Annotated in this window: 8 protein-coding genes; 5 read left to right on the top strand and 3 right to left on the bottom strand. The window is 72.1% G+C overall.

Annotated features, from left to right (window positions below):
- Positions 1–207: 207 nt before the first annotated feature.
- A complete protein-coding gene (locus LDL48_RS36715; protein ID WP_372472272.1) occupies positions 208–1,611 on the bottom strand; it encodes a cellulase family glycosylhydrolase in 1,404 nt (467 codons plus the stop codon).
- 293 nt (positions 1,612–1,904) lie between these two features.
- Between LDL48_RS36715 and LDL48_RS36710 the strand changes: the two genes are divergently transcribed.
- The 4 genes from LDL48_RS36710 (at position 1,905) to LDL48_RS36695 (ending at position 9,453) form a co-directional block, all read left to right on the top strand.
- Positions 1,905–4,223, top strand: a complete 2,319-nt coding sequence (locus LDL48_RS36710; RefSeq protein WP_372472271.1) for a WD40/YVTN/BNR-like repeat-containing protein — start codon at positions 1,905–1,907, stop codon at positions 4,221–4,223.
- Between the two features lie 66 nt (positions 4,224–4,289).
- Positions 4,290–5,363, top strand: coding sequence for a lytic polysaccharide monooxygenase (locus LDL48_RS36705; RefSeq protein ID WP_225259761.1), 1,074 nt, complete (start codon positions 4,290–4,292; stop codon positions 5,361–5,363).
- A 67-nt stretch (positions 5,364–5,430) separates the two neighbouring features.
- Positions 5,431–6,780 (top strand): glycoside hydrolase family 6 protein, encoded by a 1,350-nt coding sequence (locus LDL48_RS36700; protein ID WP_225259760.1) that lies wholly within the window; start codon positions 5,431–5,433, stop codon positions 6,778–6,780.
- A 141-nt stretch (positions 6,781–6,921) separates the two neighbouring features.
- A complete protein-coding gene (locus LDL48_RS36695; RefSeq protein ID WP_225259759.1) occupies positions 6,922–9,453 on the top strand; it encodes a M14 family zinc carboxypeptidase in 2,532 nt (843 codons plus the stop codon).
- Between the two features lie 13 nt (positions 9,454–9,466).
- On the opposite strand, the gene LDL48_RS36690 is transcribed toward LDL48_RS36695, so the two are convergent.
- Positions 9,467–10,522 (bottom strand): aldo/keto reductase, encoded by a 1,056-nt coding sequence (locus LDL48_RS36690; protein ID WP_225259758.1) that lies wholly within the window; start codon positions 10,520–10,522, stop codon positions 9,467–9,469.
- Positions 10,523–10,641: 119 nt separating this feature from the next.
- Between LDL48_RS36690 and LDL48_RS36685 the strand changes: the two genes are divergently transcribed.
- On the top strand, positions 10,642–11,478 hold the full coding sequence (locus LDL48_RS36685) for a helix-turn-helix transcriptional regulator (RefSeq protein ID WP_225259757.1): 837 nt from the start codon (positions 10,642–10,644) through the stop codon (positions 11,476–11,478).
- A gap of 51 nt (positions 11,479–11,529) precedes the next feature.
- Here the strand turns inward: LDL48_RS36685 and LDL48_RS36680 are convergent, their stop codons facing one another.
- The gene (locus LDL48_RS36680; RefSeq protein ID WP_225259756.1) at positions 11,530–12,852 is read right to left on the bottom strand and encodes an SGNH/GDSL hydrolase family protein; all 1,323 of its coding nucleotides are present in this window, start codon (positions 12,850–12,852) and stop codon (positions 11,530–11,532) included.
- Between the last annotated feature and the right edge of the window lie 131 nt (positions 12,853–12,983).

The raw sequence follows: 12,983 nt of genomic DNA, 5'->3' as shown, positions 1-12,983 counted from the left end.
GGGGCGTGCCGTAGCTCCGCACGCGAGGACGGTTTGTTCATGGGGTGCGGGGCGTGCTGTAGGCGGGCCGTGCAGGGTGTCGGGACTTGGGGTGTGCTCCGCCCCGCTACTCCCCACGCGGGATGGTGGGGGCGGGCGCCGCACTGTGATGGCGGCGCCCGACCGCTTGGTGTTCCGGTAGTGCTCCGTCCCAGGGGTGGGGCGGGGTCAGCCGGCGGTGCAGGCGGGGGAGCCGCTCGGTGCCGTACCCGTGCCCTGGAAGCCGAACTCCGTGGTGCCGCCGGCGTTGAGCCGGCCGTTGTGGCTGGCGTTGCTGAAGCGGACCGCGCCGCTGGTGCCGCTGGCCTGGGCGTTCCAGGAGTTGGTGACGGCGGTGCCGGAGGGCAGCGTGATGGCCACCGACCAGCCGGTGAGGGCGCTGCCGCCGGCGGTGACCTTGACGGTGGCGACGAAGCCGCCGGTCCACGCGTTCACCGACAGGACGGTGGAGCAGGCGCCGGCCGGCGGGTTGGAGGGCGGCGTGGACGGGGGTGTCGAGGGCGGGGTCGACGGGGGTGTCGAGGGCGGGGTCGACGGGGGTGTGGACGGCGGGGTCGACGGGGGTGTGGACGGTGGCGTGGAGGTGCCGCTGTAGATGCTCGCCTCGCGGGACGTGGCCTTGATGCCGTTCGCGCCGTTGATGAACCGCTGGCCCCACGGGCTCAGCTGGGCCGGGTTGAAGTTGGTGACCATGTCGAGGTATTCCACGCCGCCGCCGTTGCCGCTCCACGACCAGCCGAGGTAGCCGATGCCGCGGGCCTGGGCGGTGGCCATGATGGTGTCCTCGTCGGGGTTGCCGTCGGAGTGGTCGTTACCGAACTCGCCCACCACGATCGGCAGGTTCGCGGTCTGGAAACGGCCCAGGTAGTCGTTGATCTCCGCGGCGGTGTCGAACACGCCGTACATGTGGATCGAGAAGATGGTGTTGCGCTGCGGGTCGGCGGCGAAGATCGAGGCCGCGTTGTCGCGCATGATGAACTGCCAGTCCTGGCCCCAGTTCGGCGCGTCCACCATGATCGCGTGTTCGAAGCCGTTGGCGCGCAGCCGGGTGATGGCGTTGCGGGTGTCGGCGGTCCAGCCGGCGGCGTTGGTGTTGCCGTACGGCTCGTTGCCGATGTTCAGGATGACGTACCGCTCCTGGCCGGCCAGTGCCGACTTGATGCTGATCCAGTAGTCGACCGCCTGGGCCAGGGTGGCGGCCGCGCCCTCCTCGCCGTACCCGGTGGTGTCGTGCACCTCGAGCACGCAGACCAGCCGGTTGGCCTTGCACAGGTTGATCACGTTGGTGACGTCCGCGGCGTCGTTGCGGGTCCAGCGGTTGCCGCTGCTCAGCACGACCCGGACGGTGTTCGCGCCGGTCGCCTTGATGTTCGCGAACGAGGAGGTCTGGCCGGTGTACCAGGTGTGCGCGTGGTTGATGCCGCGCATGACGAACGCGTTGCCGTTGGCGTCCAGGATGCGGGTGCCGCTGACGGTGAAGCCGGCGGCGGCGTGGGCGGGCTGGACGGCCAGGACCGTCACTCCGGCCAGGACGGCCACGGCGGCCAGCACTTTGAGGACCAGTGATCTCACGGGTAGCAGCCTCTCCAGGGGGATGGCAGCCGGCCGGGGCGGGCCGTCTGTGGTGATCGGGAGCGCTCCCACGATGGATTGACGGCCATATATTGCCTACTCGGTTCAGTACTGTCAACAAGCAGGAAACCTTCCCGTTACATAGCTTCCGGCCAATGCAAGATCGAGGTTCTTTGTTTCGGGCTCTTGACAACGAAATGACGACGGTACACATTCATGGGAGCGCTCCCATCAACGAAGCCCGTCAATGGCGCACCCCACCGGCGTCCCTACGTGTCCGGAGAGGAATCCCCTTGCGTCGCCCACGCCTCGCCCCGGCCGTCGCCGCGCTTGTCCTCGTCGGCGCGGTGGCGCTGACCGGTCAGGCCGTGCACCGCCCCGGCCCGGCCGTTGCAGCGCCTGCCGTCGACACGTACACCTGGAAGAACGTGCGGATCGACGGCGGGGGATTCGTCCCGGGCATCGTCTTCAACCGGGCCGAGAAGGACCTGATCTACGCGCGCACCGACATCGGCGGCGCCTACCGGTGGAATCCGGCGGGCCGGAGCTGGACCCCGCTGCTGGACTGGGTGGGCCGCGACCGCTGGGGCTACAACGGCGTGGTCAGCATCGCCTCCGACCCGGTGGACCCGGACCGGGTCTACGCGGCGGTCGGCATGTACACCAACGGCTGGGACCCGAACAACGGCGCCATCCTCCGCTCCGCCGACCGGGGCGCGACCTGGGAGATCACCGAGCTGCCGTTCAAGAACGGCGGCAACATGCCGGGTCGCGGCATGGGCGAGCGGCTCGCCGTGGACCCGCACGACAACCGGAACGTGTACTACGCCGCGGAGGGCGGCCACGGCCTGTGGCGCAGCACCGACCACGGCGCCACCTGGGCCCAGGTCACCGCGTTCCCGAACGCCGGCGACTACGTGCAGGACCCGTCCGACGCCAGCGGGTACCTGAGCCAGAACCAGGGCCTCACCTGGGTCACCTTCGACGACGAGACGCGCGACGTCTACGTCGGGGTGGCGGACAGGCAGAACCCGGTCTACCGCTCCACCGACGGCGGCGCCACCTGGGCGCGGATCCCCGGCCAGCCCACCGGCTACCTGGCCCACAAGGGCGTGGTCGACTCGGTCAACGACTTCCTCTACATCGCCACCAGCGACACCGGCGGCCCGTACGACGGCGGCAAGGGCCAGGTGTACCGGCTGGACACGAACACCGGCGCGTGGACCGACGTGAGCCCGGTGAAGCTGAGCGCCGGCGACGACCTCTACTTCGGCTACACCGGCCTGACCGTGGACCGGCAGCGGCCCGGCACCCTGATGGTCGCCACGCAGATCTCCTGGTGGCCGGACGCGATCTTCTACCGCAGCACGGACAACGGCGCCACCTGGACCCGGATCTGGGACTTCGGCAACTACCCCGAGCGGGTCAACCGCTACACCATGGACATCTCGGCGAACCCGTGGCTGGACTTCAACAACCGCCCGCAGCTGCCCGAGACGTCGCCGAAGCTGGGCTGGATGAACGAGTCAGTGGAGATCGACCCGTTCGATTCCGGCCGGATGCTCTACGGCACCGGCGCCACCGTGTACGGCACCACCGAGCTGACCAACTGGGACGCCGGCACCACGTTCACCATCCGGCCGATGGCGAAGGGCCTGGAGGAGACCGCGGTCCTCGACCTGGCCAGCCCGCCCACCGGCGCCCCGCTGGTCAGCGCGCTCGGTGACATCGGCGGGTTCCACCACGCCGACCTGGACGCGGTGCCGGCGCACTTCCATGACACCCCGAACCTGGGCAGCAACACCAGCCTCGACTTCGCGGAGTCGGCCCCGGCGGTGTTCGCCCGGGTCGGCAACGGCGACGCCGCACCGCACCTCGGCGTCTCCACCGACGGCGGCAAGAGCTGGCACTCCGGCCAGGAACCGTCCGGTGTCACCGGCGGCGGGACCGTCGCGGTGGGCGCGGACGCCGGCGCGTTCGTCTGGTCGCCGGCCGGCACCGGAGTGCACCACTCCAGCACGCGCGGCAGCTCGTGGTCCGCCTCCACCGGCATCCCGGCCGGCGCCAAGGTGGAGTCCGACCGGGTCGATCCGAAGACCTTCTACGGGTACGCCGCCGACCGCCTCTACGTCAGCACCGACGGCGGCGCCTCGTTCGCCGCGACCGCCACGGTGTCCGCCCGCAGCGTCCGTGCCGTGCCTGGCCGGGCGGGCGACGTGTGGGCCGCCGGGGCGACCGGCCTGCACCGCTCCACCGACGCCGGTGCCACGTTCACCGCGCTGCCGGGCGTCACCGAGGCGATCAACGTGGCGTTCGGCAAGGCCGCGCCGGGCGCGTCGTACCCGGCGGTCTTCCTGGTCGGCACGGTCGGCGGCGTGGACGGGGTGTACCGCTCCGACGACGCCGGCGCCACCTGGGTCCGGATCAACGACGACGCCCACCGGTACGGAAACTCGGGCGACGCCCTGGCCGGCGACCCGCGGGTGTACGGGCGGGTCTACCTCGGCACCAACGGCCGCGGCGTCCTCTACGCCGACCGCACCGGTTCGACCGTCCCGCCCGACGCGGGCCGCGCGCGAACCACCCCACAGACCGGGGGTGGGCAGGGCTAACCCACGAGGTCCTGTTCACCCCCCCTCCAACCCCGGTTCCCCACCACCCCCAGATGGGAGCACCAGATGAAGATCAGAAGTCGGCTGCTGCTGTACGCGGCAACGGCCGTCCTCGCGGCGGGCGGCGCCACGTTCGTCGCCTCCACCGCGGCCTCGGCGCACGGTGCGATGATGGCGCCGGGCAGCCGGACGTACCTGTGCTGGAAGGACGGCATCCAGGGCAACGGCGCCGCGAACCCGCGGAACCCCGCCTGTGCCGCCGCGGTGGCCCAGAGCGGGCCCAGCTCGCTGTACAACTGGTTCGCCGTGCTCCGCTCCGACGGCGCCGGCCGTACCACCGGCTTCATCCCGGACGGCCAGCTGTGCAGCGGTGGCAGCGGCGGCCCGTACAACTTCAGCGGCTTCAACCTGGCCCGCGCGGACTTCCCGGTGACGCACCTGACCGCCGGCGCGAACATGCGGATCGACTACAACAACTGGGCCAAGCACCCGGGCACCTTCTCGCTGTACATCACGAAGGACTCCTGGAGCCCGACCCGTGCGCTGGGCTGGGGTGACCTCGAGTCGCAGCCGTTCGACCAGGTGACCAACCCGCAGTCGATCGGCGGACCGGGCACCAACGACGGCCGCTACTCGTGGAACGCCACGCTGCCGAACAAGTCCGGCCGGCACATCATCTACTCGGTGTGGAGCCGCTCGGACAGCACCGAGACCTTCTACGGCTGCTCCGACGTCGTCTTCGACGGCGGCAACGGCGAGGTCACCGGCATCGGCGAGGGCACCACCCCGCCGCCCGGCGGGGACCCGGTTCCGGAGCCGGACCCGGGTACGCCGCCCGCCACGGGCGCCTGCACCGCGACGTACTCCACGACCAACTCGTGGGGCAACGGCTTCCAGGGTTCCGTGTCGGTCCGCGCCACCTCGGCGATCAGCTCGTGGCGGGTGCAGTTCGCCTTCCCCGGCTCGCAGACCGTCAGCCAGGCGTGGAACGCCCGGCACTCGGTGAGCGGCACGACCCACACCCTGCAGAACGAGACGTACAACGGATCGATACCGGCCAACGGGTCGACCAGCGTCGGTTTCCAGGGCAGTGGTGCGGCACCGACCGCGCTGAGCAACCTCACCTGCACCGCCTCCTGACCCCCTGACTGCCCGCGGCACGGCCCTCCCGCCGTGCCGCGGGCCCTTTTCACACGGAGAGCCCACCATGCGCACCAGAACCGTCCTCGCTTCCGCGGTGGCCGCGGTGGCGGCGGCGGGATCGCTCGGCGTCGGGGTATGGCAACCGACGTCGGCGTTCGCCGCCGACTCGCCCTACTACGTGGACCCCAACACCAACGCCGCCCGCTGGGTGGCCGCCAACCCCAACGACTCGCGCGCCGCGGTGATCCGGGACCGGATCGCCAACGTGCCGCAGGGCCGCTGGTTCACCCAGAACAACCCGGGCACCGTGGCCGGCGAGGTCGACGCGTTCGTCGGTGCCGCCGCCGCGGCCGGGAAGATCCCGATCATGGTGGTCTACAACATTCCCAACCGGGACTGCTCCGGCGCCAGCTCCGGCGGCCTGGCGAACCACACCGCGTACCGGCAGTGGGTGGACCAGGTGGCGGCCGGTCTCAAGGGCCGGGCCGCGGCGATCGTGCTGGAGCCGGACGTGCTGGCGCTGATGACGAGCTGCCTGAACGCCGCGCAGCAGGCCGAGGTGTACGCCTCGATGGCGTACGCCGGCAAGGCCTTCAAGGCGGCCTCGGCGCAGGCCAAGGTCTACTTCGACGCGGCGCACTCGGCCTGGTTGCCGCCGGCCGAGATGGCCGCCCGGCTGGTCCGGGCGGACATCGCGAACAGCGCCGACGGCATCTCGGTCAACGTCTCGAACTACCGGACCGACGCGGAGTCGACCGCGTACATCCGCAACGTCATCGCCGCCACCGGGGACAACACCCTGAAGGGCGTCATCGACACCAGCCGCAACGGCAACGGGCCGGCCGGCAGCGAGTGGTGTGACCCGCCGGGCCGGGCGATCGGCATCCCCAGCACCAACGCGGTGTCCGACTCGATCCTGGACGCGTACCTGTGGATCAAGCTGCCCGGCGAGGCGGACGGCTGCATCGCGGGCGCCGGCCAGTTCGTCCCGCAGCGGGCCTACGACCTGGCGGTGGCGGCCGGCGGCGCGGGCCAGCCCGGCAACCCGACCACGCCACCGACCAGCACCCCGCCGTCCACTCCGCCGTCCACGGCCGGGTGCGCGGTCACGTACACCACGAACCAGTGGTCGAACGGCTTCACCGCCGACGTCCGGATCACCAACAACGGCGCGGCCGCGTTGACGTCGTGGCAGCTGACGTTCCAGGTCGGCAGCACGGTCAGCGTGAGCAACGGCTGGAACGGCGCCTGGTCCCAGTCGGGCACCACGGTGACCGTGACCAGTCCGCCGTACGGCGGCTCGGTGCCCCGCGGCGGCTCGGTGTCCACCGGCTTCCAGGCGAGCTTCTCGGGTAGCCCGGGTACGCCGAGCGACTTCACGCTCAACGGCACCCGCTGTACCGCCTCGGTCTAGACCGGGGTGACCGCCCACGGCCGGCGGCGGCGCGGCTCTCGCGCCGCCGCCGGCCGTGCCATGCGAATCGGCGTGGACCGTTGCGCCGCCGGGCCTCGTCGCGAGAGGGTCGGTGGCAGCCAACGGAGGTGCTTTGTGGACGTGTCCCGGTCGCTTACCGGTTTCTGCGCGGTGCTGCTCGCCGCCGGCCTGCTTCCCGCCGCCCCCGCGGCGGCCGCCCCGCCGGACCCCGCGCCGTCGACGCGCGACTTCGGCAACGGGCCGGAGCGCCGGGAGACCGCCGCGAGCGGCGCCCCCGCCGCCGCCGCTGCCGCGCTGCGCGGTGCCGCGCCGGCCGCCCGGTGGACGCCCAAGCGCCAGGGTTACCCGCGGCAGACCGAGCTGCGGGTGTACCCGGAGGACCCGGCGGACCGGTCGATCAAGCTCGGCCTGGTTCCGTACCATGCGATCGCGCCGAAGCTGAACGCCCTGCAGGCGGCCTCCGACCGGGTCTCCGCCGAGGTGGTCGGGCAGTCCGCGCTCGGTCGCGACCTGTACCTGGTGACCGTGACCGCCCCGGAGACCGCGGCCGAGGCGGCCCGGCAGGACCGGTGGCGGGCGTTGATCGAGGACGACCCGCGCGCCGCCAAGCGGGACCGGGCCCTGCGGCGCGACTACAAGACCCCGGTGTGGATCAACGCGAACATCCACGGCAACGAGTGGGAGGGCACCGACGGCGCGCTGCGCGTCATCGAGCGGCTCGCCACCGCCACCGACGCGGAGACCACCGCGCTGCTCGCCCGCACCCGGTTCTACGTGACCGTGACCAACAACCCGGACGGCCGGATCGCCGGTACCCGGGCCAACGGCGCCGGCTTCGACATCAACCGTGACCACGCCACCAGCTCGCAGCCGGAGTCCCGCGCGGTCCGCGACGTGGTGATCGCCACCCAGCCGTTCGTGATGCTCGACGAGCACGGCTACACCGGCAACACGCTGATCGAGCCGGGCACCCCGCCGCACGGGCAGAACTACGAGTACGACCTGTACATCAGGCACGCGCTGCCCAACGCGCTCGGCATGGAACAGGCGGTGCAGGCGCTGGGCCGCCCGGAGACCGCCACCGTGGACATCCCGTTCCGGGACTACGCGCCCGGTGACTGGGACGACTGGCCGCCGATCTTCACCCCGATGTACGCGATCTACCAGGGCGCGGTCGGGCACACCGTGGAGATCCCGCTGCGGGTGAACAACAACGACTACACCACCCTGCCGGTGGCGGAACTGCGCCGCCGGTCCGAGATCAACACCGAGGTGGCCGAGGCGACCATCGAGGCCACCCTCCGGTACGCGGACACCCACCGGACGTCGCTGCTCGCCGGGCAGATCGAGCAGTTCCGCCGCGGCTGGGCCGGCGCGCCCTCACCGGAGATCCCGGACGGTTTCGTGGCCGGCTTCGGCCCCGAGGACCGGTACGCCACCGAGTTCCCGCGCGCCTACGTCATCCCGGCCGGCGACGCCCAGCGGTCCCCGGCCGCCGCCGCCCGGCTGGTGGACCACCTGGTCGCCCACGACGTGCGGGTCACCCGGGCGAAGCACGACTTCACCGTGGCCGGCCGCGGCTACCGCAAGGGCTCGTACGTCGTCGACATGCACCAGCCCAAGCGCGGCCTGGCCAACGTCATGCTGGAGGCCGGCCGGGACATCTCCGACCTGGTGCCGCAGATGTACGACATCTCCGGCTGGAGCCACCGCCTGCTCTGGGGCGCCACCGTGGACGTCAGCGCCGCCGCGGCACCCCGGGTCACCACCAGCCCGGTCACGGTCGCGTCCCGGACCGGCGCGGTGACCACCCCGGCCGGGCGGGACCTGGCGCTGACGCTGCGCGACGGCGCCGACGTACGGGCCCTCAACGCGCTGCTCGACCTGGGCGTCAAACCGTCCCGCACGTCCGCGGACACGGTGATCGTGCCGGCGTCCGCCCGGGCCGCGGCCGAGACCGTCGCGGACCGCTTCGGGGTACGGTTCGTCGCCGCGCCGCGGACCACCACCGGCGTCCCGTTCACCGCACCGGTGATCGCGGCGGCGGTGTCCGCGGACGAGCTGTTCGCGCTGCGGGAGATGGGCTTCGACGTGCGTACCGTGTCGACGGCCCTGCTCAACGCCGGCGCCGACCTGTCCGGCGTGGACACCCTGGTGGTCTCCTCCGGCCTGTCCTACGCTCAGCTCAACGCGACCGGTAAGGCCGAGGTGGACGACCTGCTCGCCCGCGGCGGCGTGGTCACCCGGGGCGCGACCGGCGCGGCGTTCAACGCGGCGGCGGGCCTGCTCCCGGCGACCGCGGTGACCGGCCGCGGCGACGCGAACGGCGTGGTGGCGGTGCGCAACACCGGCCCGGTGGTGGGCACCGGCTCGCTGCCGGCGACGTTCGTGTACTCGCCGATCTGGTTCACCGGCACCGGGTTCACGGTGGAGCAGCGCTACGCGGCCGACCCGCTGATCGCCGGGCACTGGTTGCCGTCCGCACCCGGCGCCGGTGGTCCGGAACAGGCCGCCGGCCAGGCGTCGGTGGTCTCCGGCCGCACGGCCCGCGGCGGCAAGGCGGTGCTGTTCGGCACCGAGCCGCTGTTCCGGGCCCACCCCAAGGGCCTGTACGCCCAGTTCGCCCGGGCGCTGTACTGGACCGCGGAATAGGCGGCCGGGTCGATCAGCGGCCGGCCGCCATCGTCAGGTCGCCGCGCATCACGTTCCGGATGTGGTCGCCGGCGAGCAAAGCGTGCGGGTGACCGGGATCGATCGCGCTGACCTCCTCGAGGCGGGCCAGCTGCGCGGCGGTGAGATCCACCGTCAGCGCGGCCAGGTTGTCCTCCAGCTGCGCGGGAGTGCGGGCCCCGATGATCGGCGCGGTCACGTCCGGGTTTCGCAGGAGCCAGGCCAGCCCGGCCTGCGCGGGGGTGCAGCCCAGCTCGGCGGCGACCTCCTTCAGGATGTCCGCGATGTCGAGGTTGCGTTCGGTGACGGTGCCGAGCGCGGCGAAGTTGAACCCCTTGCGTGTGCCGTCGCCCGGCGTCACCCCGGCTACGTCGGCACGGCGGTACGCGCCGGCCAGCAGGCCGCCCGCCAGCGGGGAGTAGGGGACCACGCCCAGCCCCATCTCCCGGGCCATCGGGATCAGGTCGCGTTCGCCCGTACGCTCGATGAGGTTGTATTCGAGCTGCAGCGCGATCAGCGGTGACCAGCCGCGCAGGTCGGCGATCGCCTGCATGCGCGAGATCTGCCAGGCCGGGGCGTTGGAGATCGCCACGTGCAGGACCTTGCCCTGCCGGACCAGGTCGTCCAGGCCGCGCAGGATCTCGTCGACCGGCGTGGTGAAGTCCCACACGTGCAGGTAGAGCAGGTCGAGGTAGTCCGTGTCCAGTCGCTGCAGGCTGGTGTGCACCGAGGCGAACAGGTTCTTGCGCGAGCTCGAAGTGGAGTTCGGGTCGCCGGGCCGGCGCAGCGTCGTGTACTTCGTGGCCAGCACCAGGCTCTCCCGGCGATCGTGGGCGAACTTGCCCAGCAGGCTCTCCGAGCTGCCGTAGCCGACCGCGGTGTCGAGGAAGTTGCCACCGAGTTCTACGTAGCGGTCGAACAACCGGCGGGCATCGTCCTCCCCGGCGCCCCAGCCCGTCTCGGGGCCGAAGGTCGCCGTGCCCAGCGCCAGGGGGGAGACCCGCAGCCCGGACCGGCCCAGCAGCCGGTAGGTGTCGAGGGTGAGCGACATCGTGTTTCTCCTTGTCCCGGATGACGTGTCGGCAGAAGTCTGCGACCGCCGCGGGCCGGGGATAAGGGAGAGAACTTCCTGGGAAGGCCGGTCCTATCCCGGCGCTACCATTCACCTCGATGAGCGACACTCTCGATACATCCCGCGAGCTGGGCGCGTTCCTGCGGGCCCGGCGCGAACGCCTCGACCCGTACGACTTCGGGCTCCCGGACCGCCGGCAGTCCCGCCGGACCCCGGGCCTTCGCCGCGAGGAGGTCGCCGAACTGGCCGGGATCAGCATCGACTACGTCGTACGTCTCGAGCAGGCCCGCGGGTTGCGCCCCTCCGCGGACGTGGTGGAGGCCCTGGCCCGGGCGCTCAGGCTGGCCCCCGACGAGCGTGCCTACCTCTTCGACCTGGCCCGCCACCGCCCCCACCCCGCCGGCGAGCCGGTCGCCGTCGCGGCGGCACCGCTGGCCCGGCTGGTGGCCGAGCTGTCGCCGCTGCCGGCCATGCTGATCAACCACCGCTTCGACATCCTCGCCTGGAACCACGGGATGGCGCGGCTCCAGCTGGACTTCGACACCCGGCTGCCGCCCGCGCGGCACAACTCGGCGTGGCTGTGCCTGATGCGCCCGGAGATGCGCGACTACTACGTCGACCGCGAGCGGGTCGTCCGGGAGGGTGTCGCCCACGTGCGCGCCGCCTGGGCCGCGCACCCGGACGACCGGGCCCTGGCCGACCTGATCGCCGAGTTCAGCACGGACGACCACTTCGCGCGGGTGTGGGCGGAGCGTGAGGTCAGATCGAACGGTCGCGGCGACAAGACCGTGCGGCACCCCGAGGTCGGCACGTTCTCGGTGCACTTCGAGACGCTCGCCCCGCTCGGCGACCCAGACCAGCGCCTGGTGATCTGCCGCCCCACGGACGACGAGAGCCGGACGGCGCTGGACCGGCTGGCCGCGCGGGGAGCTTGAACGGGCGGATTCCGGACGTGCTGACCGCCCGGAATCCGCCCGCCCCCGTCGTCACTCGAAGCCGAAACCGGCCGGGAGTGGACGCCAGCGCAACAGGGCGGCGGGCACCGCGTCAGCCAGCGCCCGGTAGCCCGTCGGGTTGAGGTGCAGGTGGTCGCCGACGTCGTACTCGGCGCGCAGCTTCGACGGGTCCTGCGGGTCGCGGACCGCCTTGTCGAAGTCCAGCACCGCGTCGAACCGGGCGCTGTTGCGGATCCACCGGTTCACCCGTTCCCGGGCTGCGGCGCGCAGGCCGGCCGGGTCGTCGTACCCGGTGTTGCCGCCGAACGGGATCAGCGTGGCACCGTACACCCGGATGCCGTGTGCGTGCGCACGCAGAATGATCTGGTCGAACGCGGTGATCAGGTCGTCCGCGACGGCCAGCTGGGCGGCCGCGGTGGCCTCCGCCGTGCCGATGTCGTTGACGCCCTCGAAGACGATCAGCCAGCTGACCCCGCTCTGCGCCAGCACGTCCCGGTCCACCCGGGACAGGGCGTTCGGCCCGAGGCCGTCGCGCAGCACCCGGTTGCCGCCGGCCGCCTGGTTGAGGATCGCCACGTCCGCGGTACGCGGGTCCTGGTGCAGCCGGTCGAGCAGCTGGTCCGGCCAGCGGTCGTTGCCGTTGGTGGTGGAGCCGCGGCCGTCGGTCAGCGAGTCGCCGAGCACGGCGGCGGCGCGGGTGGCGGCCGGGGACCACACCTCGATGCCGCTCAGGAAGTACCAGTGGTCGGTGGGGGTCGCGCCGGGCAGGTCGGTGTCGTCGACGTGGTTGCCGGCCAGCAGGTGCGACGTGGTGCGGGAGCCGGGGTGCGAGGTGATCGAGTTGGAGGCCTGTCCCTGCGCCAGGTAGGTCGTGACGGTGACGTTGGTCCGGGGCGGCAGGTCGACGGCGATCGGGTCGGACACCACCTGGGCGCCGACCGGCACCACGATGGAGGACCGGCCGGAGAAGGTGACCGGCCGCGAGGTCCCCGGCTGGATGCCGGCCACGCCGGCCCGGCCGTCGGTGGGCAGGGCCAGGCGTACCGCGGTGATCGGCAGGTCGGCACCGCCGAAGGCGTTGGAGAACCGCAGCCGTACGTGCCGGCCGCCGACCGTGATCCGGACCGTCTGGCGCAGGGTGGCGTCCGCGAGCACCAGACCGTCCTGGGTGAACGGCGCGGGCGGCATGTTGTGCGGCTCGGTGAGCTGGGGCATGGACACCCAGGTGTGCACCCAGTGCGGAAGCGCCCCGGTGCCGGATTTCGCATCTGCCGCTGCGGCCGGCGCGGCCACGGCGACCGCGGTGCCGGAGACGAAGGCCAGTAATTCGCGTCGGGTCGGACCGGTCGGCATGGTGCTGCTCCCTCGCATCGAAGGTTATCTCATGGTAAGACTGGCTTGGGAGCGCTCCCAAGTTTTGGCTGGTGGCGACCGGCTTAACCGGTTAAGTCCTGGCGATGGCTCAGATGGCGCCATGCCGGGCC

It is taken from the genome of Jidongwangia harbinensis, from assembly GCF_020216025.1.
Lineage (GTDB): Bacteria > Actinomycetota > Actinomycetes > Mycobacteriales > Micromonosporaceae > Actinoplanes > Actinoplanes harbinensis.
The sequence above is the reverse complement of the archived record's forward strand: the minus strand, read 5'-3'. Positions and strand labels throughout refer to the sequence as shown.

Excerpts from the sequence above, each read along its gene's own strand:
- LDL48_RS36705 (WP_225259761.1), top strand. The coding sequence starts at position 4,290 with ATGAAGATCAGAAGTCGGCTGCTGCTGTACGCGGCAACGGCCGTCCTC.
- LDL48_RS36700 (WP_225259760.1), top strand. The coding sequence starts at position 5,431 with ATGCGCACCAGAACCGTCCTCGCTTCCGCGGTGGCCGCGGTGGCGGCG.
- LDL48_RS36690 (WP_225259758.1), bottom strand. The coding sequence starts at position 10,522 with ATGTCGCTCACCCTCGACACCTACCGGCTGCTGGGCCGGTCCGGGCTG.
- LDL48_RS36685 (WP_225259757.1), top strand. The coding sequence starts at position 10,642 with ATGAGCGACACTCTCGATACATCCCGCGAGCTGGGCGCGTTCCTGCGG.
- LDL48_RS36680 (WP_225259756.1), bottom strand. The coding sequence starts at position 12,852 with ATGCCGACCGGTCCGACCCGACGCGAATTACTGGCCTTCGTCTCCGGC.